The organism is Sulfitobacter profundi, assembly GCF_042661425.1.
Lineage (GTDB): Bacteria > Pseudomonadota > Alphaproteobacteria > Rhodobacterales > Rhodobacteraceae > Sulfitobacter > Sulfitobacter profundi.
Window position 1 is genome coordinate 1 of sequence record NZ_JBHSWA010000005.1, and the last position, 23993, is coordinate 23993.

Sequence of the window (23993 nt, forward strand, 5' to 3'; positions counted from 1 at the left end):
ACGGCTATCACGTCATCCGCATTGACGACCGGGATTTTGACAAACGCTCGGTTGAGGTCGGCGTGCCGGAGCAGGGGCTGGGGTGCCACCTTGCAGAGGTCGATGGCTACTACGTCAGCGGTCTGGTGCCTGTTGAGATTATCCAGCGCCTGACATCCGAGCGCCCCGAGATCACCGGCATCACGCTGCCCGGTATGCCCCAGAACGCGCCCGGCATGGCAGGTAAGAGCGGCACGCTCAAGACCTATGCTTTCGGCAAGGACGGCGTGGCCGTCTATTCGAATGAATGAGGTTGAAATGATGGAAATGATGAACGGGCCGATGTCCGTCGCAATGATGATTGGCTGTGGTTTGTTGTTCCTCTTGATGCTGGCGGTGCTGGTGCTGGGTGTGCTGGCATTGATCAAATACCTGCGGCGGCCCGCATGAACCGGATGGTTATGAGCGCCACTATCGGCATTGCAGGGGCGGCGGCAGTCGCTGTCTGGGCCGGGGGAAAGGAGGACAGCCCCCGGTGCTCGCCGTGCTTGGCATGCCTGTGGATGCGGAGATGATAGATAAGGGTGCTCAACTCTATGCGGAGAACTGCGCCTCCTGCCACGGTGCAGACCTCGAGGGCCAACCGGACTGGCGCAGGCGGCTTGACAATGGCCGCATGCCCGCGCCGCCGCATGATGAAACGGGCCATACGTGGCACCATGCCGATCAGCAGCTTTTCGACACTACCAAGAACGGGCTGGCCTCGGTCGTGCCCGGTTATGAAAGCGACATGCCGGTGTTTGACGGCATTTTAAGTGATGCCGAGATCGCGGCGATCCTCGGCTATATCAAGAACACTTGGCCCGAGCGGGAACGGGACTATCAAGCCGAGATTACCTCCAGGAGCGAGGAGGGATCATGAGCCGTATAGAGCGAAATGTCCGCAAGCCGCGATGGTCAGTGTTGATCGCCGCACTTCCTGTGACGGTCTTCGCGGCAATCGCAGCGGCCTTCCTGTGGGGGCTTTTCAACAATGAAGACAGCCTTCCCAGCACAATGATCGACCGGGACATCCCGGAGTTCGATCTGCCCCCATCGACGGACGCGAGAACGGCTTGTCTGCGGCTGATCTGCGTGGCGAAGTTTCACTGGTAAACGTCTGGGCTTCTTGGTGCGTGCCATGCCGGGTTGAGATGCCGCTGCTGGTGGAACTGGCCCAAACTAAAAGCGTGCCGATCCACGGTATCAACCTCAAGGACAAGCCCGCTGCCGCCCGAAGATTCCTCGCTGAGCTTGGCGACCCCTATGACCGGATCGGCGCCGACAACTCTGGCCGGACCTCGATCGACTGGGGCGTCTATGGCGTGCCGGAAACCTTTGTTATCGATGCCGAAGGGCGCATCGCTTACAAACATGTCGGTCCATTTGACCGTCAGTCTCTGGAGAACGACATTCTTCCACTGGTGCGTCGTCTGCAACAGGAGCAGGGGGCGTGAAGCGGCGCGGTTTCCTGGGCGGGGCACTGGCGCTTGGAGCCACGCCTGCCGCGGCGCGGACCCTGATGGCGGAGCATCCAAAGCCTCTGCCAATGCTGTCGCCGTCCATCACGGATGGAGCAGGACGGAGCCTGACTTTGGCGGACTTTCGTGGCCGGACGCTTTTGCTCAACATCTGGGCGACATGGTGCGCGCCCTGCCGCCATGAGATGCCGACCCTCGACAGGTTGCAAGCGCGGTTGGGCGGGGCGGAGTTTCACGTTCTCGCGCTCTCAATCGACAAGGGCGGGTTCGACGCTGTGCGCGCCTTCTATGCAGAGATCGGCATCACGCATCTCGACCTTTATCTGGCAGACCAGTTGCGGGGGATGATGGCCTTTGGCGTTGTCGGCCTGCCCACGACGCTGCTGGTTAACCCCCAAGGCCGCGAGGTTGCCCGCAAGGTCGGCCCCGCCGCGTGGGACAGCCCGGCGGCCATTTCCCAAATCCAACGCGTCATCACAGAAGGATGAACCCGACAGTGACCCAACTCTCAAAAGCAAACCGGCCCTCATTCGCGATCCCTATGCCCGCGCGGCGCCAAACCCTCATGCTGACGGGCTTTGCCGCCATTGGCGGGGGCGCCGCGCTGAATTGGGAATGGCTGACCGCCGTAGGGGCTGCGCCCTTGCTCCTCAGCCTCGCCCCTTGTGCCGCCATGTGCGCTTTGGGGCTGTGCATGCGCGGCAGCTCAAGCTGCGCCAAAAACGATCCGGTGGCAAGATCGGACACCTCGACAGACTAAACCTCAATCGAAAGGAACTAACATGACCTATACAGTGAAACTTACCACCGCAGCTCTGACCGGTTTGCTGCTTGTCGCCACTATCGCTCGGGCGCAGGAGGCTAAACCCGAGGCCGGGGATATGCCGATGGCCGATGGCCAGCACATGCAAGGCGACATGGCTGACATGAAGGGCATGGAAGGCATGGAAGGGATGATGCCCATGATGAAGATGATGGCCGAGATGGGGCCGATGATGGAGACCTGCAACGAGATGATGCAGTCCATGAAAGAGCACATGGAAACGCCCCATACCGAAGATCAAAAAGGCTGACGCCCTTGGTTCGCTCGTCCAGGGGGCGGGCGAACCACCAGTGAAAGACATACTATGACCAAGATCACCACGACCCATCGTCGGCTTCGCATAATCCTATGGGCCACAGCAATTGCCGCTGCCGTTGTCGTTGCAGGTTTCGCGGTTATGCGCCCCGGCCATATCCCCTCGCATCAGGCCGTCTATCGCGGCGATGCGGATATTCGTTCCGAGTTCACGTTAATTAACCACGACGGCCAGACTGTCACGCAGGACGATTACAAAGGTCGCTGGCAGCTTGTATTCTTCGGCTTCACCCATTGCCCCGACATCTGCCCAACCACGTTGGCCTATATGGGCAGCGTGCTCGACTTGCTTGGACCTGACGCAGATCAGGTCGCCCCGCTGTTTGTGACTTTGGACCCAGAACGCGACACACCCGAGGTTCTCAAAGACTATGTTGCGAACTTCCATCCCCAGTTGATCGGGCTGACGGGGAACAAAGCGCAGGTGGCTGCGACTGCGGATGCCTTCAAGGTCTACCATGAGAAACTCTCGGACGAGGACGCGGCTGACGGCTACGCCATGGCTCACGCGGGTCACATTTACCTGATGGCCCCTGACGGTCGGTTCGATGCTGTCTTTCTCGAAAGCGCGCAGCCGGCCGAAGAAATGGCTGAACAAATTTCTATGCGGATCGCGAAAGAGAAGAGAAACCAATGACACTGAAATTCCCATCGCGACCCCGCCTCGTGTCGCAGGCCGCGCGCATATGTGCCGTGATCCTGCTGACTGTTACGCCCGCTTTTGCGAACCACCCCGGGGAGAATCTGAACCAAGCGATGGTGGGTAAGGAAGCCGCGTTTGAACCCATTGCGGCGCGAGAGGTGCCGGAGGTGGAATGGGCGGAGCCAGATGGGGCCACGGGGTCTCTGGGCGCGATGAGGGGCAAGATCACGGTGCTTAGTTTTGCCCCTGATACTTGCGGCAGCCCCTGTGATGCGCAGCAGGAACAACTTGCTAAGACGCTCTCCGCGCTTAATGCCAGCGCGATGCGCGAGATGGTCGTCTTTGTTACCCTGCGCGATACGGCCTCTGCTCCCCCGGCAGAGCAGAACTGGACGTCTGCCCAGTTGTTCGACGCCGACCGCCTTGGGGGCACGGTGAATGCCTTCGCCTCTGTAAGTGTCCGGAACGAAGAAGCCCCGATGGTGCATTTGCTCAACCGTGAGGGCGCGCAGGTTGGCATATTTCACGGCGCAGACTTTAAGCCGACGAACCTCGTGCTTTACATCAACGGGCTGACGCATCTGCGGCCCCATGCCGAACCCGGTTTTTGGCAACGCATAACGGGATGGTTTCAATGACAAGCCAAAGTTTGGACACGCCGCATTGGCTCCCCGCCCTGCGCCGCTTTGCGTTGTTCACGCTGTTGGGGCACCTTCTTTGGGAGGTTGCCCATATTCCGCTCTACACGATTTGGGTTGAGGGCACATGGGGCGAGATCGTCTTTGCCGTGGTCCATTGCACCGGAGGCGATCTACTGATCGCCATGAGCAGCCTTCTGCTCGCACTGTTTCTCTTTGGCACAGGCACATGGCCGCAGGCGCGGGTCTATCCCGTTTTTGGCGCGATGCTTGCGATCGGATTTGGCTACACGGTCTTTAGCGAATGGCTAAATATTGAGGTCCGCGAGGCTTGGGCCTACCGCGAGATCATGCCAGTCATCCCGTTCATCGACGCGGGCCTAACGCCGATGCTGCAATGGCTCATCGTGCCTTTCGCAGCTTACTTCGGTGCGCTCAGGCGCTTATCAAAGGGGAAGGGGGCGCCGGGTGCTTGATGTCTCCTCTCTCGGGGTGATTGCCGCCTTCCTGGCCGGGACGATCTCCTTTGTCTCACCCTGTGTCTTGCCACTGGTGCCGGGCTACGTCTCCTATATCGCCGGGCGCACTGGTGCCACGGGCGCGGAGCGCGGTCAGAGCCAAGCGGTCTGGCTAAGCTTCTGCTTCGTGCTGGGCTTCTCAACGATCTTTATGGCGCTCGGTGCGTCGGCCACAGCATTGGGGCAGGCGCTCTTGCGCTGGCGGTTGGAGTTGAACCTGATCGGGGGCGGGGTTGTGATCCTCTTTGGGTTGTTCATGCTGGGGGCCGCGCGCATTCAAACAATGGAGCGTGACCTGCGGTTCAACCTCGACCTTCCCGGCGGGCAGCCGGTGGCGGCCTACGTACTGGGCCTTGCCTTCGGCTTTGGTTGGACCCCCTGTATCGGACCGATCCTTGGCGCGATCCTGACGGCCAGTGCAGCAAGCGCCACAATATCAGAAGGCGTCTGGCTGTTGGGGGTCTATTCGGCAGGTCTTGGCGTGCCGTTTCTGATCGTGGCCGCTTTTACCGATCAGGTTGCAGCGCGCTTGCGGACGCTTGGTGCGGTCGGACGGCGTCTGCATCAAGTGGCGGGCGCGGTCATGGTCCTCATGGGAATCGGGATGATGACGGGTCAGCTTAGCGCTTTTTCTTGGTGGCTATTGGAAACCTTCCCAATCCTGGGCGCAATCGGGTGAAGCTAAGTCGGAACCTTCCAGCGGAGGAGGTTGGTTGAGACTGTATAGCCTCGTTTCTGAGGTGTGCAGTAAGGAGAAAAGCGATGATGGACGGTGATATGATGGGCGGTGGCATGATGTTTGGCATGGGGGTCGGCTGGCTTCTGGTTATCGTGCTTTTGGTTTTGGTGATCGCGGCATTGGTTAAATATCTGCGCAGGTAAGGCGAGAGGCGAGCTATGGAAACGTCGGATAAGCCAGTCGTCGTCGTGACCGGATCAAGCGGCTATCTCGGCGCGGCGGTCGTTAAGAGATTGCACGAAAATTACCGCGTTGTCGGGTTAGACCGCAGTTCGCCCCCGCATCCGCCCCATCAGGCTGAATGCATTTGTTTCGACATAACTGACCCGGGCAGCGTTGATAAAGCCTTGGCGCGACTGCGGTTGGCCTACGGAGACCGTATCGCGGCCTGCGTCCATCTTGCGGCGTTCTTCGATCTGAGTGGAGAGGATGACCCCGCCTATGACGCGGTGACGTTGGAAGGAAGCAAACGGCTGCTGAAAGGCCTCCAAGACTTCGAGTTGGAGCAATTCATTTTCACCTCGACGATGCTGGCACACGCACCCACCGCGCCCGGCGACCCTATAGACGAAGACGCGCCCTTTGACCCTAAGCTGCCCTACCGCGCCTCGAAAATTCGCACAGAGTCGATGTTGCGGGAGGAGAATGGCGACGAGAAACTTGTCCTTATACGACCCGCCGGTATCTACGATGATGACGGACATTCGACCTTCCTGGCCCATCAAATATCCCGCATTTACGAAAAACGGCTGAGTGGAAAGGTCTACCCCGGTGATCTGTCCCGGGGTCAGGCGTTTTTACATCTCGACGATCTGCTCGATGCCCTTGAACGCATCGTCGACCGCCGCCAGACCCTGCCGGATGTTTTCCCAGTGCTATTAGGCGAAGCTGACCCGATCCCCTTTGGCGAGTTGCAGCGGTTGATCGGGCGCGAGTTGCATGGCGAAGATTGGGTGACATGGAATGTCCCGCCTGCCGCCGCGAAACTGGGGGCATGGGCCGAGAACCGCATTTTTGGCGAGGACGCCTTTATCCGCGCGTGGATGGTGGATATTTCAAGCGATCACTACGAGCTTGATCTGTCACAGGCTAAGGAGCATTTGGGTTGGACCCCGAAGCACAGCCTGCGTCACGACATGCCCCTCATGCTGCAAAAGCTGAAAGACGATCCGTATCACTGGTATAAGGACAACGGCTTGAACGCCGCACGGGTTTCTGCGGCCAAGGTGGAACAGGCGACAGAAAAGGCCGCCGCCGAAGAGAAAGACGAGAGTGTCGCCGAACAGCAAAGCGCTGCGCGCGAGCATGACAACCACATGCGCACGATGCATTTTCAGATGCTCTGGGTGCATTGGCTGGTTGCGACACTTGGCCTCTGGCTCGCCACCGCGCCCTCGGTGTTCGGCACATTTGACCAGACCGAGTTCAGTGCCGCCGTGCAGCGCGTTACGGAAGATCGCGGTCTCTGGGCGGCTTCAATGCGCAGTTGGCTGACGGCGTGGAACAATGTCTTTACCGGTCTGGCCATCACCGCGCTGGCCTTTTTCTCGATGAAGCCCGGCAACGGTTGGGCGCAATGGGCAAACGCGGCGCTTGGAGTCTGGCTGCTTGCCGCGCCCTTGGTGTTCTGGACGCCTGACCCTGCGGTCTATGCCAATGACACTCTGATCGGCGCGCTGGTGATCGCCCTGACGATCCTGATCCCGATGATGCCCGGCATGGCGCGCGAGGGCATGATGGACGATGGAGACATCCCGCCGGGGTGGACATATTGCCCTTCAACTTACGTCCAGCGCCTGCCAATTATTGCGCTCGGGGTGGTTGGTTTCCTGCTGTCGCGCATTCTCTCGGCCTACCAACTGGGGCATGTCGATGGAATTCGGGAGCCGTTCTTTTCCTCTCCATCTAACCTCAACGGCAGCGAATATATCGTCACCTCTGATGTCTCCAAGGCCTGGCCCATCGCCGACGGCGGCTTGGGTGCGATGAGCTATATGTTCGAGATCCTCATGGGGGTTATGGGTAGCCGTATGCGCTGGCGCACGATGCCATGGATGGTCGCGCTTTTTGGCATTGTGGTAGGCCCGCTAGGGGTGATCAGCATCTATTTCATTATCATCCAGCCCATCGCAATCGGAACCTATTGCACAATCTGTCTACTCGCCGCGGCCGCGATGCTGATCATGATCCCGTTCTCTTTGGATGAGATCGTCGCAATGATGCAGTTCATGGTCTGGAACACCCGACGCGGGCGCCCTTTCTGGCGCGCGTTTTTTCGAGGTGACGCGTTGCCGGGATCGAGCAAAGGCGGCACGATGGGTTTCGATACACCCCCGCGCGAGATCGCCCGGCAAAGTGCGCGGGGGGTCACTGTCCCTTGGACCTTAGGGGGAGTGCGGCCATCGGCCTGTTTTTGATGCTGTCGCGTGCGATCTTCGGCAACGCCATGCCGCTTGCGGGCAGTGATCACTTGGTTGGCGCATTGGTCCTGACGACTGCTGTTATCGCCTGGGCCGAAGTGGCGCGCCCGCTACGATTCCTGAACATTGGTTTTGGTTTATGGCTGATCGTGGCGCCATGGGTTTTGAGCGGCGGCACTGTTGCGGGCAGCATGATCGGTGTGCTCTCTGGTATCGCTTTGGTAGCGCTGAGCTTGCCACGTGGGAAACGCAGTGCGGAGCACTATGGTAGTTGGGATCGGTATATCGTTTGAAGTAGAAGCGTCCTGAATTCGCAAACGATAGCCGAGGCAAATATCTGGTCCGCCTTTTAGGTTAAAGAACGACAATTTATTCGCAGATGCCTTTTTCCCGAAATCCGCAGGGCAGCGTATCGTGCTTAATGAAGGCCTAGTTTGGACCTATTTTGTTGAAGAACTCGTGGTTGATTAAGAGGCATTGGGCTGATTCAATCGACACAGATGATGGTGTCATCTTGGATGTGGAATCCTCCCGCTCCACCCGGCAAGCCGAGGTCGGGTCGACAAAGACCATGTTGTAGCGGGTCAAAGAAAAGTTCGACCTGCATCCCGAACGCCTGATCGCCCCCTCTCGTGACATCGCTACGCGATGCACTGCCGGGCAGTGGACACAGCCTATGGCATTGGGCCGGCTGGGTTGGCTGGTTGAACGCAAGATTGACCCGCACATCCCCGTCTTCGACAAATCTGGCGGCAGCGACGGCATCTGGAGCCGGGCTGACTTCGAGTGGGACGCAGAGAACGATCAATACATCTGCCCCGAGGGCTAAGAACTGAAGCAGTTCCGGCGGAACTATTCCGATCCGAACTGAGGGCCGACCGGACAGGGTAGAGCCAAATACCGTGCCCTAAAACTGACCTGCCAGGCCTGCCCCGCAAGGACGAAATGCTGCCCGAACGCAGACGCCAGATCGATCACCCGCGAAGAACAAAAGACGCCCGCCAGGTCGCCCGAGGCATCGCTAAGACCAAGCAATACGATATCTCCATGAAGCTCCGGAAGAAGCTTGAGATGCTCTTCACGCATCAAACGCATCCTCGGCCCCGGAAGGCTCTGATTACGTGGCCTATGCGGTGCAAATGACGAATTCCTGCTTGTCCCAACCGCCCAAAATCTCCGGAAATTGGTCAAGATCTTTCCCGCACCACAGCAAACGCGAAAAGCCCGACAGGAAAGGCGCTCGCGCCGCATTTTGGGCAGCCATTTCTGTGCTCGCAAACGTTAGTTTCTCACAGAATCACGACAAAGTGAACTTTCGCTGCATATGCGCCAATTTCTGGTCTAGTGAACCGTTCAACAAACGGTCGATTCCGTCGGTAACAGAGACGTCTGAGTTTTGCCCTCCCTGCCGCCCAAAGCAAACCCCCATTGGTGATCTTTGGCGGTCTTAGTGCAAACCTGTCAGCTGCCTATTCCGCCTTGCCCTGTTATCATAAGTTCGGGGTCTCTACGCGGCTTCTTGTCAGCCGGGGTTTCGGACGGTGCTGCTTTGGCAATATGCATCCCAAGCCTCTTGAGCAATTCAGCATCGCTGCCCGGTGACGGGTTGCCGGTAGTTAAAAGTTGATCGCCGACGAAGATGGAGTTCGCTCCCACCAGAAAGCACAAGGCCTGTAACTCGTCGCTCATGGTTGTCCGGCCAGCAGATAGACGAACCACAGATTTAGGCATCATGATGCGGGCCAGGGCAATCATTCGGACCAGATCGAAGGGGTCGACCTTCTCTGCCCGGCTCTGGATCGGAACTCCTTGGATCTCGTTCCAGAGGTTGATTGGAACACTTCCTGGGTGCGTCGGCAGCGTTGCCAAGGTGACCAGCATGGAAATGCGATCATCTTCCGCTTCACCCATCCCCAAAATTCCGCCGCTGCAAACATTGATACCGCCTTGGCGGACGCGTTCGACGGTGTTGAGCCGGTCCTCCATCGAGCGGGTGGCAGCGATCTCGGGATAGTATTCGGGCGATGTGTCTATGTTGTGGTTGTAGAAATTGAGGCCGACCTCGCTGAAACGCGCGACTTGCTCAGATGTCAGCATGCCGAGTGTCATGCAGGTCTCCAATCCCAATGCGGAAACCCCCGGACCATTTCGCACAGCTTGTCCATGTCGCGATCTCTTGGGTTTCTCCAAGCAGCGCCCATGCAGAAACGTTGCGCACCAGCAGCTTTGGCGCGGGCCGCAGCGGCGAGCACCTCTTCAGGAGCCATAAGCTTGGTCGCCTTAACTCCCGTATTGTGATGAGCAGACTGTGAGCAATAGCCACAGTCTTCAGGGCACCCACCTGTCTTAATGCTAAGAAGGCTCGCGGTTTCGATCGCGGTTGGATCAAAATATTCGCGATGGATTTCCTGCGCCCGGTAGGTCAATTCCGAGAACGAAAGTTCATAGAGGGCCTTCGCTTCGTCCAGGGTCCAATCAGTTCTGATCATTTCAGAGCCCCTTTCAAGTGGTTCGCGCCGGTGACTGCGGTAGCGGCAAGCGCAACCTTCAACAGATCACCCAACAGGAAGGGTGTCAGACCTGCTGCCAGCAACATTGAACTGGGAACATAAAATGCCAACCATGCAAGCCCTGCCGCGTAGACCACCCCAAGTGCGGCCAACATCACGGTCACGCGGCCAAGCCACCCGCTCCCCGTCGCGAGCCAGCCCACAAGACCGGAGGCAACAAGATAGCCCAAAAGATAACCTCCTGTGGGACCTGCCAGATAGGCTAAACCAATTCCTCGCTCCGGTGATCCAGAGAAGACGGGTAGGCCCATCGCGCCCGCGCCGAGATAGGTCAGCATCGCTGCGACTCCAAGTCGGGGACCCAGTAAGGCTGACAAAAGAAAAATGGCGAATGTATGCAACGTCATTGGCACAGGCCAAAAGGGGATCTGGACTTTCGCGGAGATGGTGATGGCGGTTGCGCCAAGAAGCGCGAGAGCAGGCAGGCGCCAGGCCGGGTGAAGATGTGTACGTTGAAGCGCAAGTAACGACATGAGGTGTCCTCCGAGGTGGATAAGTGGGTATTCCACGATAGAGAACAGAAATGATCATACGTTCAATTGAGATTATAGATAATTATCCGAAAAAGCTGTATCTTACTTTGTCAGAAGTATTTTTCTCGACACTATCCGCTTCCCAATCCTGCCAACGTGCTGACTGAGAGTTGCGCATGCGAAGTCAGTCTGCCCCTTTCGCAGCGCCTCAAGGATACGCAAGTGATCGTGATCCGTGCGCGTTTCCCACTCCCGACGCCAAGCGGCGAAGAGGAAGCGGGCGCTCGCCATGTGAAGGTCATCAATCGTGCGCAAAAGGCGTGGCATTTGGCACGGCGAAAGGATCACGCGGTGGAACTGCCGGTTTGCTTTTTCCCAGTCATGGACGTTTTCGGCGGTCTCGCCATGGCGAATAGCATGCTCTGCTTCCTCCAGAGTTTTGCTAGTAATGTTGGGGGCGGCGTGACGGAGGGCAAGGGATTCCAGGCTCGCGCGCATTTCAGCCACTTCCCGCAGCTCTGCCAAGTCGAACTTCGTGACACGGAACCCCCTCCGAGGGAGGGCTTCAGCTAAGCCTTGCGTCTGCAATTGCCGGAAAGCTTCGCGCACTGGAACATGGCTTGCGCCGAATTCTGCGGCTATGTGGTCCTGCCGAAGCCGAGTGCCGGGAGGGATTTCACCCAACACAATACGTTCCGTTAGTATCCGGGCGATCCTCGCCGAATGCGTCTCTTCAACACCTGAACTCATATACTATAGATAATTCGTATATTTGCTTTTGTCCAAGAAGAACGCGTCGGCAACACTACTCGGGAGGCATAAGTGAACTGCACTCGCCCATAACGCTTATTTTGGGGGCGGGCCCATCTTGCCCAAACGCCACAGCGGGTAAGTGATTTTTCAGAGATCACCAACACTACGGCGCCGTGGGCAGGGTCTGTTCCCCAATCCCTTGCACGGAGTTGTCACGTTAACTCGCCGAATTTGCAAGTTGGCATGCCGGATATTCATCAAGGGGTATTTGCCGCGGATTTCCACGCCTCGAATGCTTCGAACTGATGGTGAGAGCGGTCCGACGGGGGCTGGGACAGATATGCAGCTGCGGGTTGCGGACTGCATAGAAACGAAGCGCTGCAGTCCGCCCGGTAACCGGAAGCCCTGCATTACTCGCTCTCGTTTTCGGAAAGGCAAATGGCTTTTTTCTGCGCGGTTATTCAGCACCTTGTGTGACCAATGCTCAAGGCCAAGCGCGACCTCGCGCTTGGCGGTGTCGTAGGATCGCAATTTGTCCGTAATGATCTTTTTGGGCACGAAGTCCCAGCGTTTTATCGGCTTGACCAAAAGCCGCTTTGCGGCGCACTTGTCTCGTCTCGATTGAAGGATTTCCTCAAGAACGACGCCGTGTTGATCAACCGCGCGCCACAGCCAGTATGACCGGCCCGCGATCTTCACGACGACCTCGTCCAGATGCCATACGTCGCCAGGGCGCGGCTGCCGTCGCCGTAGAACGTGGGCGATCAGGGGGCGAACTTGACGGTCTAGCGTCGGATCGTTTCATACGAAACGCCTACGCCACGTGCCAGCATCAGCTCCTCGACCTAGCGCAGGCTCAAGTTGAACCGGACGTAGAGCCAGAAAACATGTGGGATGATCTGAGCCGGGAACCGGTGGCGCTTGTAGTTGATTTCCACTGTCTGCACCGACACCGCCTACGCCCAGATCAATGAACCAGCAACCTCAGGCCCGTTAAGGTGACAACACCAACTCCCATTGTCTCGCAAACTTTATGCGCCGAGATTTGCCAGCCACAGAAAGAGCGGCAAGCCCACCGTGATATTAAATGGGAAGGTGACCCCCAGCGACAGCGTAAGATAAATCCCGGCCTCTGCCTTAGGCAGGGCGATGCGCATCGCTGCCGGCACAGCGATATAGGAGGCAGAGGCGGCCAACACCATCAACAGGAACTGGCTCCCGGTTTGCAAGCCGATCATAGCGCCAAGAGCCCAGCCGAGCATCGCGCCGGACAGCGGCATCACCAGCCCGAAGGAGAAGAGGCCCGCATTCAACATGTGCCGATTGGTCGTAAGGCTCCGCCCAGCCGTGATCCCCATGTCCAGCAAAAAGAGGCACAGGATGCCGAGGAAGGGCGTCACGACGAAGGGGGCGATCATTTCCATCCCCTTGTCCTGCGTGACGGCGCCGATCACGAAGGCTCCGGTCAGCAGTAAGACTGAGCCATTGGCGAACAATTCCCGCGCCGGGACAGGGGCGGCATCTCGGGCCCCCGAATGGCGCGCTGCAATCCACAGCGCCGAGAGGATCGCTGGAAACTCCATACTGGCGGCGACGGCCACCATGTAGCCGTCGAAGGCGACACCAGATAGCTCAAGCAGGCTCGTCGCCGCCACGAAAGTGACGATGGAGATTGATCCGTAATGGCCCGCCACCGCTGCGGCATTAGTGGCGTCGAGCCGGGTCATCACCCGCAGCAGCATAAAGGCTAAGAACGGGATGAGGAAGGAAAGCGCCATCCCTGCTACTATCGCGAGCAGCAGCTCGCTGCTCACCCCGTGTTCGGCGAGGCTGTGCCCACCCTTGAAGCCGATCGCCAGCAGCAGGTAAAGCGACATGAACTTCGCCGCGCCTTCTGGGATCGATAGATCGCTCCGCACGAAGGCAGCCAGTAGGCCAAGCACAAAAAGAGAATGGTAGGCACCATTAGGTTGCCTGCAAGGGTGTCGAAGACGGTGGTCATCGGGAGAACTCCAGTTATGTCCCCCGCCATTGCCGCGTCGAAGAGCATAGATTAAATATTTTCTGACCTGTTCCCGAATAGCTTGAGGCTATAGATGCGACCATCTCTACGCCAGTTAGAATATGTCGTTGCGGTGCATCAGCTGGGCAACTTCAGCTTGGCCGCCGAGATGTTGAACGTCAGTCAGCCGAGTCTATTGAACCAGATCGCGGCGGTAGAAGCAGACTTTGGTGTTCGCCTTTTCAAACGTGGCCGAGACGGGGCGCAAGCCACGGCCAAGGGGCTGGAGTGCGTCCACCGCGCACGGCGCATCCTGGCGGAGGTAGAGGCCCTGCGCGGCGTCATGACGTCGGCGCTGCCTTTCGGCGGACGATTGCGGCTGGGCGTCCTGCCCTCGATTGGCCCCTATCTTCTACCGCAAGTGATGCGCTCGTTGCACAGCGATCAACCTGATCTCCGGGTCATCGTCCGTGAGGAGAATACCCTGAGTCTTGACGAAGGGATTCGAAATGGCCGTTTTGACGCCATCATTTCTACACCAGAAGATCATCCCAATACCTGGCAGCACCCGCTGTTTGACGAAGCGCTATGGGTAGCCGTGGCACCGGATCACCCGATCGCCGCGCAGGACCGGGTTGGATCTGCGGACCTAACTGGCCAGCGTCTTTTGACTCTGGACACCGGGCACCGGCTGGCGCGCATCGTCTATGGACTGGCAGGGGCGAGTGGCGGTATTGTTTCCGATGACTACGAGGGCACGAGCCTCGATTCCATCCTGCTCATGGCTGCAACCGGCGCCGGGGTCGCAGTCCTGCCCGATTTGTTCGCGCGCCGCCAGGCAGTGCATCGTGAAGAAGTCGCCGTCCGACCGCTGGAGATGCCCGACGCAAACCGGGGCATCAGCCTTATGTTCTCAAGGGATCAGTCCTTCGACCGGAGCCGGGATCGCCTTGTTTTCACCGTTCGTAAAGCCGCGACCGCGCTCAATTTGGCAGCGCCGGAACCAGATTAACGAAGCGTGATGCCCAGCAATTTAGCTGATGGGGTCGTCGAGTAGCATATTGTTTTGCAAGCAATTTTTCCAGCAAGCCAGCAATCACGGTGCCTTTTCGGACTCCTGCGTAGATTGGCAAAGCTGGTCTTGCACTTTGTTCCTGAGGGTCGAGGTCTCGTATGCCGAAAGGGGAGCAAAACGGCATAACCGACGGCGGTGTCCGCCGTTGCCAAACCATTGAATGAAAAAGACTTTGCTCTGATGTTCTCGTATCGCGGGAGTACAGGTTGCGCAATTCGCAATACCGTGCAACACTTTTGCTGCTCAAGTTCAGAAACTTTGCGCTCTTAGGCTCCGCCCTTGAGGGCGTTTTTTTGGGGCGCTGCGGGTGAACGGGTCCGGGACGACCTCAAAGAATGAATCACGCTTCAAGTGCAATAAAGGCCCAGGCAAAGCCCGGGCCTAATGGAGGGACAGTCGTCAGCCCTCTTTCGAGGCGATGACGGCTGTAGGTCCACCGATAGGACCCACATCGCTTCGAAAAGGCAACCGAAAATTCAGGATGGGATCAGCGGTCTTCGGGCTCGTCCAGCGACTCCTCTTCGTCCGGCTCTTCGACGATTTCGTCTTCTTCAGGTTCTTCTACAGTCTGATCGTCGATGACTGCGTCAGATTTTCCGCGGCCCCCTTCGCCCCATCCATCTTCATCACCGTCAGGTGCCTCGCCTGCGCGGCCAACGTCCTGATCATTGCCAGGATTGCCAGTTGTTCCCTCAGCCCCGGGAGAACCTTCACCGCCGCCGTTGCCGCCACCATTTCCGCCACCGTTGCCGCCACCATTTCCCTGAGCATGAGCCACATCGCTACTCGACAAGACGAAGCCCGTCGCAAGGGGAACAGCAGTTAGGGCAGTCAATGTGGTCGTTAGAACGAAAGTTTTAAGCGATTTAACCATGATATTTTCTCCGATTTGTGTCCGATGATCCTTTAGTTACGTTTGTCGCGCAGAAGGTCCACGGAACCCCGAAAAAGATGCGAAAATCTGCTAAAATGACGCGATATCATGGGCGCTAATCCGCTGAGGATAATGGAATTTTATGGCCCAGAATGGGGCGCTAAATCGACCAACGCAAATTGACCATCCTCACTGATGATCGAGGTTCAGATATTTTGATCGGGTCGACAAAATATTGACATGAAATCACATTAGGAAAGGCTCTACCGCGCAACACAATCAGGGCTTGAATGATGCGAATTAAAAGAACTTTCCTCACCGGCCTGCTTGCCTTGCTACTTGCAGCTCCAACCTTGGGCTACGCGCAGGACATCCTAACTGTTACGACGCCGGATAGAACGGAGAGCTTCACGCTCGAAGAAATCCTCGCGATGCCGCAGACGACCGTTGTGACGAAAAATGACTACGTTGACGAAGCGACCACCTTTCAAGGACCGGCCCTGCGATCAGTTCTTGAAGGGATGGATGTTGCGCGAGGTGCGACCCTGAAAATGGTCGCGCTCAACGATTTCTCATCGAAAGTGCCAGCTGCGGACGCGTTTGAGTATGACGTCATTCTGGCGGTCTTATTGAACGGTGAGACAATGTCAGTTCGTGACAAGGGACCGATTTGGGTTATCTACCCGATGGACGGCAATCCGGAACTTCATGACGAGATCTACAATGATAGGTTGGTATGGCAGCTCAAGAGCATCTCCGTCGACTAATTCCTTACAGGAAATTTATCCGCGGCCTGCTCCTGCTATTGTTTATCGGCGCAGTGATTTTTGGGATTATCGTGCTTTCCAAGCTGGACGACGGAGTCCAGAATATTCAAACTGCTGAGCAGAGTGACCCTCTGTGGGTTGCCTCGCAATTGCAGTTTGAATTGCTACGACTCGAGAATGCCCTCGGCGAGTATGCTCTCGGGTATAAGTCAGCGGTCGATGTGGCCATGCGATTTGACATCGCCTGGAGCCGGATTAATATCCTTCAGAAGGGAGAGCTTCCGAAGCTTATCGCAACCTTCCAAATCAATGCCGACGTGGTGCCGGAGCTTGAGGCAACCTTCAAGCGTCTGGAGCCTGCGATCAAAGATCTCAACACCGATCGTCTTACTGGCGAAGAACGCAGCGAAAGAGCGGAAAGTATTCTCCTTGCACTGGAAGGCTTTGATCTCTCTATCCGGGAATTTTTACTAACCGTCGCGCAAGAAAAATCCGAAGCCATGGCGGAGTTTAGGGCGGCTCTCCTCACTCTGTCTCATACCGTGGCCTATCTCAGCGCCACCATTCTGGGGCTTCTGGGGATCTTCATTCTTTTACTCATGCTGGAGTTAAGAACCGCCGAGCATGCTGAACAAGAGATGCGCCATCTTGCTGAGGAAGCTTCATCCGCTGCCCGCATGAAAATGAATTTCATGAGCATCGTCAGTCACGAGCTAAGGACGCCTCTGACCTCCATCATCGGTGGCCTGGCTTTATTGAAAAGCCGAGTTGCAGATACGATGAAGGATGAAGCCGCGCTCAAGCTACTTGATGTCGCATCTCGCAATGGAGATCGGCTCTTGGCGCTGGTCAATGACATTTTGGACGCGCAGGCTTTGACAGAGGGTAAAGTGAAAGTGGAACGCAAACCTGTCGATCTCAATACAGTCGTGTCTTCAGCTGTCGAAGGGTGCCAAGCTTACGGTGACAAACACAACGTCAGCTATCGCGTGAACACACCGGACGAGGAGATGAAAGCTCTGACGGACAGCGCCCGCGTCAGTCAGATTCTGGCCAATCTGATTTCAAACGCTACAAAGTTTACGTCTTCAGGCGATGTCGTGGAAATAAACCTGAAAAAAATTGACCAGAAGGTGCGGATAGAGGTCACCGACCATGGCATAGGAATACCGATAGACCGACAAAATGCGATCTTTACCCCCTTTCACCAGGTCAATCCGGGCACCACGGGCACCACTCAGAGCAGCGGCCTGGGTTTGAGCATCACAAAGCAGTTGATTGATTTGCTGGGCGGAAAGATCGAGTTCAAGTCGGTTGAAGGAAAGGGCTCAACCTTTTGGATTGAGTTCGATCTCCTACCCGAAAACTCCTAAACCCAAGCAAAAGCATGATCTGAAGGCGTCACTTCGCCTTACCTCGCGCCTCCCGGTGAGCGTGGGAAGCTGCGGTTCGCTTGTGCCGCCTCGGCTTCCTGGTCCTCGACTGATTCGGCTATATCCTCTTCGCACAGACCGGCGGCCAGCTGCTGTACTACCTCGTCAGTCGTCTTTACGAGCGCACGTCCATCATCGTGACGAACCTCGACTTCGCTGAGTGGCCATCGGTCTTCGGAGACGCCAAGATGACGAAAGCGCTACTCGATCGCCATAAAGCCCCAATCTCTGCATCGAAACGGCCTACGCCCAGATCAATGGACCAGTAACCTCGGGCCCGTTAACGTGACAACACCCTGGCAATTCGTGTAAGTTTTCCCCGATCGCGCGGCGGGGCGAGCACACGAGTTCCGCGCCGCGTGACAAGCGTAATCTGTGACCGTGAATCCGCCGCCCTTGTCCCAAGCTTGATAACCTGCTGTTCAACCGCTGCGCTTTCGCACCAAGGCGCCAACATACCGCCCGCAAAGCGCGCAAGGCTGCGCGACCCCCGATTGTCGCCGAGCTCAAAAACCGCACGTCTGCTCCATGTCGCGCCAGCTCAATGGCAGAGACCAGCCCGGCAAGACTGCCCCGCGGTTATTATCACTCGTCAGACACATCAACCGGCATGTATAGGTTGCCGCCGTTGCGGAACTTTTGAGCCATTGCCTCCATCCCATCTTTGTGCGCTTCGGCCCGGATGTCATGGCTGATCCGCATGGAGCAGAATTTCGGCCCGCACATCGAACAGAAATGTGCCACCTTATGCGCCTCTTTCGGCAGCGTTTGATCATGAAAGTCACGCGCGGTTTCCGGGTCCAGCGAAAGGTTGAATTGATCCTCCCAACGGAACTCAAACCGGGCGCGGGACAAGGCATCGTCGCGCCGTTGTGCACCGGGCAGCCCTTTGGCCAAATCGGCAGCGTGAGCGGCGATTTTGTAGGTGACAACGCCAATTTTGACATCGTCACGGTCTGGCAGGCCAAGATGCTCTTTTGGGGTCACGTAACACAGCATTGCACATCCGAACCAACCAATCATCGCAGCGCCGATACCAGAGGTGATATGATCATACCCCGGCGCAATATCGGTCGTTAGTGGTCCAAGTGTGTAGAACGGCGCCTCGTGGCAGCACTCAAGCTGCTTGTCCATGTTTTCCTTGATCTTGTGCATGGCCACGTGGCCCGGCCCTTCAATCATCACCTGACAATCCTTGGCCCAAGCGACCTTCGTCAACTCGCCCAATGTTTCGAGCTCAGCAAATTGCGCTTCGTCATTGGCGTCTGCAACCGACCCCGGGCGCAGGCCATCGCCAAGACTGAACGATACATCATAGGCGCGGCAGATATCGCAAATCTCGTCGAAATTCTCGTACAGAAAGCTTTCCTTGTGGTGATGCAGGCACCATTTTGCCATGATAGCCCCCCGCGCGACACAATCCCCGTCACTCGGTTCACCGTCATTGGCACCATATGCAAACGCACGCCCGCATGAATGGTGAAGTAATCCACCCCCTGTTCGGCCTGTTCAATCAATGTGTCGCGGAAGACCTCCCATGTGAGATCCTCGGCAATTCCGTTAACCTTTTCCAGCGCTTGATAAATTGGCACGGTCCCAATGGGCACAGGGCTGTTCCGGATAATCCATTCGCGCGTGTTATGGATGTTGCGACCGGTCGAAAGGTCCATGACCGTATCGGCCCCCAGCGGATTGCCCAGACAAGCTTGTCCACTTCTTCTTCCATCGAAGATGTGACGGCAGACGTGCCCATATTGGCATTGATCTTCACTAGAAAATTGCGACCGATAATCATCGGTTCAATCTCTGGGTGGTTGATATTGGCGGGAATAATCGCCCGGCCGGCGGCGATTTCACCTCGCACAAACTCGGGCGTTACATAGTCTGGAATGTTTGCGCCAAAGTCATTGCCATCGCGCGGCGCAGATACCGCTTCACGCAACTGGTTTTCGCGAATGGCCACAAACTCCATTTCGGGCGTGACAATACCTGCCCGGGCATAGGCCAGTTGCGTTACCGCCTTGCCCTCTTTTGCACGATAGGGTTGCTGTTGCACCGGAAATTCAGGTGTCAAGCGATCACCCTGCACAAAGCCATTATCAGCGTCCTGCGTGTTCCGCCCCTGATAGGATTCGACGTCGCCGCGTCTGATGATCCAGTTTCGGCGCAAAACGGGCAAGCCATGTCTGATGTCGGTCAGATGGTTTGAATCGGTATATGGACCAGAACTGTCATAGACTGGCAGCGGCGGTTCACCTGCGGTCGGGTGAACCGAAATCTCGCGCAGGGGCACACGAATTTCGGGATATAGACTGCCTTTCACATAGATTTTGCGCGATGCAGGCAATTCACCTGTTGTGACTTTAGGATTCGGAATATTCATGGCGTGCTCCTCAAGTTGATAACTCAAAAAGACACAGACGATTTTTGGCTTGGAAACGGGCGCATGCCCCTGTCTGGCCACGCACCCAGTTCGGGAGGGGCGACCAATGCTTCCTACGCCAGTATCAACTGGGTCAGGTTCAAAGGGTCGCGACACTACAGCCTTGCTGTCAGTCGCCTCTCAGTCCCTCAGTTGGGACTCCCCTGCGTAAGATGTACGTATCTAATAGATTTCAGAAGAGCAAGGGCAGCCGATAAGGTACCGTCAGTGGCGAAGCCATTGCTGAAGGCATTTGATTGGCCGATATCCGCTCCGATCTTTGGTACTTTTACGGATGGTTGGCGTCGTGGGGCGCCTCTGACGGGCGGCCGAAGTGTGTTGTCACGTTAACTCGCCGAGTTTGCAAGCTCTCGCTTTCGGAAAGGCAAATGGCTGTTCTCTGCGCGGTTATTCAGCCCCTTGATCAACGTTCGGCATGCCACCTTGAAATGTCGGCGAGTTAACGTGACAATAGTTCCGGGATCTGGTGGATCGAATTGACGATGAATGAGGTGTCCTTAGATTTTGTAGATACTTACTTGGCAATTTGGGAACCGAGTAGAAGCGCGGATTCAGCCGCACAATCGGTTTAGGACGAGTTCAAGCGGAACTATGTAGCGCAGGTTTTTCATCCTAGCGACGGTCAGCTAGATGGCCGAGCGGCTCGGGTCGCGCCCTTTACGGTACCGGGATCGGCGATGATCGAAGCTAAAATAAAAGGCGGGCTCGAAAGCCCGCCTTCTGCGTTACTTGATGTGAAGTCTTATTCCCAGCCAACCGTGTCAAAGATTTTCTGCGCGGTGCCGATGTTCTCGGCCACGTCCGACAGGTTCACCTCGTCGGCTTTGAACTCACCCAACTGCTTTACGCTATCAGCCAGTTCAACGCCTTCCACCGTCGGGAACTCATCGTTACCGGCCGAGAAATAGACCTGCGCCTGATCAGAGGCGAGATACTCAAGGAACTTCACAGCATTCTCACGGTTCGGCGCGTTCTTGGCCACGCCGCCGCCGGAGAGGTTCATATGCGCGCCGTTGCCTTCTTGGTCCGGCCAGATCAGGCCGATCTTGTCGATATCGGCACTCACGCCGTCCACATCGGTGCGGATCGCGCGGGCGAAATAGTAGCTGTTGGATACCGCGATGTCGCATTCACCCGAGACGATGCCGCGCAGCTGGTCGGTGTCACCGCCCTGCGGTGCGCGCGCCATGTTGTCGACCACGCCCTGTGCCCATTCGGTCGCGGCTTCTTCACCCTCGTGCGTCACGATGGCAGCCAACAGAGTCTGGTTGTAGGTGTTGGTCGAGGACCGGATGCAGACCTGACCTTTGTAGGCAGGATCGGCGAGGTCCATGTAAGTCGCGGGTGGGGTGTCCAGCGTCTCTTTGTTAAAGAAGATGATCCGCGCGCGCTGCGACAGGCCGAACCACTGGTTGTCGTCGTCTTGCAGATTGCCGGGAATGCGCTCTTCAAGCGTGTCGCTCTCCACCGCTTGCAGCAGGCCCATGTCTTTGGCGCGCTTGAGGCGGCTGGTGTCGACGGTCAGCAGCAAGTCGGCGGGGGAGTTGGCACCCTCGGCTTCCATACGGGCCAGCAGTTCGTCGGCCTTGCCTTCGATGCGGTTAATGGTGATGCCAGTTGCTTCGGTAAAGTCGGAGTAAAGGCGCTCATCGGTGTCATAGTGACGGGCGGAGTAGAGGTTCAACTCGCCATCGGCCAGCGCGGGTAGTGCCAGCGACATCAGCGCGGCGGCGGCAGTCGATGTTTTGCAGAAGGTCATATCAGGGTCCTGTTCCAGTTTGGAGTAACTTGACTGAAACAGTAAGAAACAGATTTTAGACGCCCCTGCAACCAATTCCGATAAAATCGGTCAGAAGGTCCGGCACCATTTCCCGACGCAGACCATCAGCCATTGAGCGCACCGAGAGGCCGGGCTATGAGGGCGGAACAAACATCTCGACTTGTCTGGCTGCGCAATAGGACATTCCGTGGCTGCCTAGAAGGTAGCTCCGGAAGAAGGTCGAGATGCTCTTCACGCATCTCAAGCGCACCCTCGGCCTCGGAAGGCTCTGATTACGTGGCCCATGCGGTGCAAATGACGAATTCCTGCTCGCCGCAACCGCCCAAAATCTCCGGAAATTGGTCAAGATCTTTCCTGCACCGCAGCAAACGCGAAAAGCCCTACAGGAAAGGCGCTCGCGCCGCACGTTGCAAGATTTGGCGCAGATGAGTGTCTTTCTCCCAAGGCCGGTGCAGGACGATCATTACGATGGCATTGATCTCCTGCCATTCTGCAAGCAGGGATCGAAGATCATCGATCCCTTCAGCCCCTGACGCTCCGATGGCAATGACCGCTGCCGAAACTCCGCCATAACCTCAGTCTCAAGAGGTGCGCGATTCGAAAACTTGAAGCCTGCCCAGCAAATTAGACGGGATGACGCCGTCTTTTGGCATAAGATGAATAGGCTGCGGCTTTTAGGCAGACGTCAGTGTTGTCACCAAAGCGTTTCGCTTGCCCATTCTTGGCTTCCTGTTCAAAGTGGCCGGTGGCGGGAAATAAGGATATGCCACACATGCAAAACGAAGAGAGGTCGGAACCCCGCGACAGCGATCCCTATCAACTTGCCTGCCTTGCCGCAGGAGTTGGTGTCTGGGACTGGGATCTTCGGTCGGACGAGATCTATTTTTCTTCTCTTGCGCGAGAGATTCAGGGTCTTTCGCAAGATGAGCCAGCAACTTTCGCCACAGTGCGCTCGCTAACCCATCCCGATGATGCTGCCGATATGCTTGCCGCGCTGGAGCACGCCCTCGATCCGGAGAACCGCTTACAGGAGAGCTATGTCTATCGGATCACGCGCCCTGACACCGGTGAACTTCGGTGGGTGAGAGCTCATGGGGTAGCGCGGTTTGCTGAGGTCGAGGGCAAGATCCAGGCCGTTCATTACAGCGGCTCGATCGAGGATATCACCGAGCGGGAGGAAATGCGGCGCGCCCTGACTGAAAGCGAGGCACGGCTGCGCATTGCACTCGATGCCGCCCAGATGGCTGTCTGGGAGATCGATCTCGAGAGCGATATCGTCACGTCCTCGGTAGAGTTGAACCGGCTCTACGGTTTCCCGGACGATGCCAAGCCCGCTGCTGATGATTTCCGGGCGCGCTATGCTCCGGGCGAGGGCGAGCGCCTCGCAAAGGCTGGAGCAGAGGCGCGGGCAAGTGGTGAAAACAAGCTTCAGACACAGGTGCGTCATCTGTTTCCTGATGGATCGGAACGAGTGTTTCTGCTCAGGGCCGCGCTGGCGCCGGTCGATCATACCGGGCGGGAACGTGCAATCGGGGTGGTGTTCGACATTACCGAACAGGCACGACAGGAAGAACGCATCGCAACTGTCGCCGATGAACTTCGCCACCGGCTGAAGAACCTGGCAGCATTGATGGGAGCGATCGCCGGTCGAACCTGGGCCCGGGACGCGCACTACGAAAGCTTTATGGCGCGTCTGCGCGCGATGTCGGCCGCCACCGATTTGATGTTCGGAAAAGAAGCCCGTGCGCTCGCGGTTTCGGAGCTTGTCGACCACGTGCTGGCCCCGTTCAAGGATGAGGCCTGTAAAATCAGGGTCGAGGGCTCACAGGTGCTCGTTCCGAACAAGGCGATTTCCGGCCTTGCCATGGCGCTCCATGAACTCGCCACCAATGCCGTCAAGCATGGCGCGCTTTCGGTCCCGGCTGGCGGTATCGATGTAAGCTGGCAGAGCACCGTTGAGGGGACGCTGGAGCTGCACTGGAAGGAGCACGGCGGTCCCCCGGTGACCAAGCCTGAGCATGTGGGGTTTGGCACCCAGCTATTGCGCCGTGGTGCCCTTCCTCCGCCACATCGAGTGGACCTCTGCTATCTCGCCTGTGGACTGGAAGCCCATATCCATGTCGTTGGAGATGATCAGCGAGTATAGAAAGCCTGTGGAACGGGGCTACGGCAGGCAGGGTTGAACCTGTCAGCCTCGCGATCTTCGGATCGGCCGTGGCCCACGGGAT

Annotated in this window: 22 protein-coding genes, 7 pseudogenes and 1 riboswitch; of the genes and pseudogenes, 21 read left to right on the forward strand and 8 right to left on the reverse strand. The window is 57.3% G+C overall.

Annotation, left to right across the window (positions count from 1 at the left end; translation table 11 throughout):
* The 15 genes and pseudogenes from ACFQAU_RS21150 to ACFQAU_RS21220 form a co-directional block, all read left to right on the forward strand.
* Nucleotides 1-290: DUF411 domain-containing protein (locus ACFQAU_RS21150; protein WP_386285140.1), on the forward strand; the 290-nt coding region annotated here is incomplete at its 5' end.
* Nucleotides 291-297: 7 nt separating this feature from the next.
* Entirely contained in the window at nucleotides 298-429 is a 132-nt protein-coding gene (locus ACFQAU_RS21155) for a hypothetical protein (RefSeq protein ID WP_276321499.1), read from the forward strand.
* Between the two features lie 85 nt (nucleotides 430-514).
* Nucleotides 515-901, forward strand: a complete 387-nt coding sequence (locus tag ACFQAU_RS21160) for a c-type cytochrome (RefSeq protein ID WP_386285144.1) — start codon at nucleotides 515-517, stop codon at nucleotides 899-901.
* The gene (locus ACFQAU_RS21165; RefSeq protein ID WP_386285147.1) at nucleotides 898-1134 is read left to right on the forward strand and encodes a thioredoxin domain-containing protein; all 237 of its coding nucleotides are present in this window, start codon (nucleotides 898-900) and stop codon (nucleotides 1132-1134) included. Before ACFQAU_RS21160 ends, ACFQAU_RS21165 begins: the two co-directional genes overlap by 4 nt.
* Entirely contained in the window at nucleotides 1095-1475 is a 381-nt protein-coding gene (locus tag ACFQAU_RS21170; RefSeq protein ID WP_386285154.1) for a DsbE family thiol:disulfide interchange protein, read from the forward strand. Before ACFQAU_RS21165 ends, ACFQAU_RS21170 begins: the two co-directional genes overlap by 40 nt.
* Entirely contained in the window at nucleotides 1472-1987 is a 516-nt protein-coding gene (locus ACFQAU_RS21175; protein ID WP_132446294.1) for a TlpA family protein disulfide reductase, read from the forward strand. The genes ACFQAU_RS21170 and ACFQAU_RS21175 overlap by 4 nt, the downstream gene beginning before the upstream one ends.
* 8 nt (nucleotides 1988-1995) lie before the next feature.
* On the forward strand, nucleotides 1996-2259 hold the full coding sequence (locus ACFQAU_RS21180; RefSeq protein WP_132446292.1) for a hypothetical protein: 264 nt from the start codon (nucleotides 1996-1998) through the stop codon (nucleotides 2257-2259).
* 22 nt (nucleotides 2260-2281) lie between these two features.
* Nucleotides 2282-2572: a hypothetical protein gene (locus ACFQAU_RS21185; RefSeq protein WP_132446290.1), complete on the forward strand. Its 291-nt coding sequence runs from the start codon at nucleotides 2282-2284 to the stop codon at nucleotides 2570-2572.
* Nucleotides 2573-2626: 54 nt separating this feature from the next.
* Nucleotides 2627-3274 (forward strand): SCO family protein, encoded by a 648-nt coding sequence (locus ACFQAU_RS21190; protein ID WP_132446288.1) that lies wholly within the window; start codon nucleotides 2627-2629, stop codon nucleotides 3272-3274.
* Nucleotides 3271-3918: a thioredoxin domain-containing protein gene (locus ACFQAU_RS21195; RefSeq protein ID WP_132446286.1), complete on the forward strand. Its 648-nt coding sequence runs from the start codon at nucleotides 3271-3273 to the stop codon at nucleotides 3916-3918. Before ACFQAU_RS21190 ends, ACFQAU_RS21195 begins: the two co-directional genes overlap by 4 nt.
* Entirely contained in the window at nucleotides 3915-4394 is a 480-nt protein-coding gene (locus ACFQAU_RS21200) for a hypothetical protein (RefSeq protein ID WP_132446284.1), read from the forward strand. The genes ACFQAU_RS21195 and ACFQAU_RS21200 overlap by 4 nt, the downstream gene beginning before the upstream one ends.
* On the forward strand, nucleotides 4387-5115 hold the full coding sequence (locus tag ACFQAU_RS21205) for a cytochrome c biogenesis CcdA family protein (protein ID WP_132446282.1): 729 nt from the start codon (nucleotides 4387-4389) through the stop codon (nucleotides 5113-5115). Before ACFQAU_RS21200 ends, ACFQAU_RS21205 begins: the two co-directional genes overlap by 8 nt.
* Nucleotides 5116-5333: 218 nt before the next feature.
* Nucleotides 5334-7592 (forward strand): NAD-dependent epimerase/dehydratase family protein, encoded by a 2259-nt coding sequence (locus ACFQAU_RS21210; RefSeq protein WP_386285164.1) that lies wholly within the window; start codon nucleotides 5334-5336, stop codon nucleotides 7590-7592.
* A complete protein-coding gene (locus ACFQAU_RS21215; RefSeq protein WP_386285171.1) occupies nucleotides 7592-7888 on the forward strand; it encodes an SPW repeat domain-containing protein in 297 nt (98 codons plus the stop codon). Before ACFQAU_RS21210 ends, ACFQAU_RS21215 begins: the two co-directional genes overlap by 1 nt.
* 197 nt (nucleotides 7889-8085) lie before the next feature.
* Nucleotides 8086-8880, forward strand: a pseudogene (locus ACFQAU_RS21220) (transposase); the annotation flags it as partial.
* Nucleotides 8881-9056: 176 nt separating this feature from the next.
* On the opposite strand, the pseudogene bioB reads toward ACFQAU_RS21220, so the two are convergent.
* From bioB to ACFQAU_RS21245, 5 genes and pseudogenes are all read right to left on the reverse strand, one after another.
* A pseudogene (gene bioB, locus ACFQAU_RS21225) lies at nucleotides 9057-10084 on the reverse strand (biotin synthase BioB).
* Nucleotides 10081-10638, reverse strand: coding sequence for a biotin transporter BioY (locus ACFQAU_RS21230; protein ID WP_132446276.1), 558 nt, complete (start codon nucleotides 10636-10638; stop codon nucleotides 10081-10083). Before ACFQAU_RS21230 ends, bioB begins: the two are co-directional and overlap by 4 nt.
* 102 nt (nucleotides 10639-10740) lie before the next feature.
* Complete coding sequence (locus ACFQAU_RS21235) at nucleotides 10741-11388, reverse strand: GntR family transcriptional regulator (protein ID WP_386285181.1); 648 nt, start codon at nucleotides 11386-11388, stop codon at nucleotides 10741-10743.
* Between the two features lie 260 nt (nucleotides 11389-11648).
* A pseudogene (locus ACFQAU_RS22140) lies at nucleotides 11649-12338 on the reverse strand (IS6 family transposase).
* Between the two features lie 84 nt (nucleotides 12339-12422).
* Nucleotides 12423-13393, reverse strand: a pseudogene (locus ACFQAU_RS21245) (sodium-dependent bicarbonate transport family permease).
* Nucleotides 13394-13487: 94 nt separating this feature from the next.
* Here ACFQAU_RS21245 and ACFQAU_RS21250 point away from each other — a divergent pair.
* Nucleotides 13488-14405, forward strand: a complete 918-nt coding sequence (locus ACFQAU_RS21250; RefSeq protein ID WP_132446270.1) for a hydrogen peroxide-inducible genes activator — start codon at nucleotides 13488-13490, stop codon at nucleotides 14403-14405.
* Nucleotides 14406-14955: 550 nt separating this feature from the next.
* Here the strand turns inward: ACFQAU_RS21250 and ACFQAU_RS21255 are convergent.
* Nucleotides 14956-15342: a hypothetical protein gene (locus ACFQAU_RS21255; RefSeq protein WP_165935605.1), complete on the reverse strand. Its 387-nt coding sequence runs from the start codon at nucleotides 15340-15342 to the stop codon at nucleotides 14956-14958.
* Between the two features lie 290 nt (nucleotides 15343-15632).
* Between ACFQAU_RS21255 and ACFQAU_RS21260 the strand changes: the two genes are divergently transcribed.
* The 3 genes and pseudogenes from ACFQAU_RS21260 to ACFQAU_RS21270 all read left to right on the forward strand — a co-directional run.
* Nucleotides 15633-16109, forward strand: coding sequence for a putative pterin-binding protein (locus ACFQAU_RS21260; protein ID WP_240791662.1), 477 nt, complete (start codon nucleotides 15633-15635; stop codon nucleotides 16107-16109).
* Nucleotides 16079-17482 carry a sensor histidine kinase gene (locus ACFQAU_RS21265; RefSeq protein WP_132446268.1) on the forward strand — a complete coding sequence of 468 codons (1404 nt, stop codon included), beginning with the start codon at nucleotides 16079-16081 and terminating at the stop codon, nucleotides 17480-17482. Before ACFQAU_RS21260 ends, ACFQAU_RS21265 begins: the two co-directional genes overlap by 31 nt.
* A gap of 116 nt (nucleotides 17483-17598) precedes the next feature.
* Nucleotides 17599-17754 (forward strand): annotated as a pseudogene (locus tag ACFQAU_RS21270) (ATP-binding protein); the annotation flags it as partial.
* A gap of 373 nt (nucleotides 17755-18127) precedes the next feature.
* Here the strand turns inward: ACFQAU_RS21270 and thiC are convergent.
* Together thiC and ACFQAU_RS21280 are read right to left on the reverse strand one after the other, a co-directional pair.
* Nucleotides 18128-19925, reverse strand: a pseudogene (gene thiC / locus ACFQAU_RS21275) (phosphomethylpyrimidine synthase ThiC).
* Nucleotides 19926-20018: 93 nt separating this feature from the next.
* Nucleotides 20019-20140, reverse strand: a riboswitch (TPP riboswitch).
* A 587-nt stretch (nucleotides 20141-20727) separates the two neighbouring features.
* Nucleotides 20728-21744 (reverse strand): Fe(3+) ABC transporter substrate-binding protein, encoded by a 1017-nt coding sequence (locus ACFQAU_RS21280; RefSeq protein ID WP_132446264.1) that lies wholly within the window; start codon nucleotides 21742-21744, stop codon nucleotides 20728-20730.
* A 230-nt stretch (nucleotides 21745-21974) separates the two neighbouring features.
* On the opposite strand from ACFQAU_RS21280, the pseudogene ACFQAU_RS21285 reads away from it, so the two are divergent.
* Both ACFQAU_RS21285 and ACFQAU_RS21290 read left to right on the forward strand, forming a co-directional pair.
* Nucleotides 21975-22130 (forward strand): annotated as a pseudogene (locus ACFQAU_RS21285) (transposase); the annotation flags it as partial.
* Between the two features lie 407 nt (nucleotides 22131-22537).
* Nucleotides 22538-23911, forward strand: coding sequence for a sensor histidine kinase (locus ACFQAU_RS21290; protein ID WP_165935607.1), 1374 nt, complete (start codon nucleotides 22538-22540; stop codon nucleotides 23909-23911).
* The last annotated feature ends 82 nt before the right edge of the window (nucleotides 23912-23993 follow it).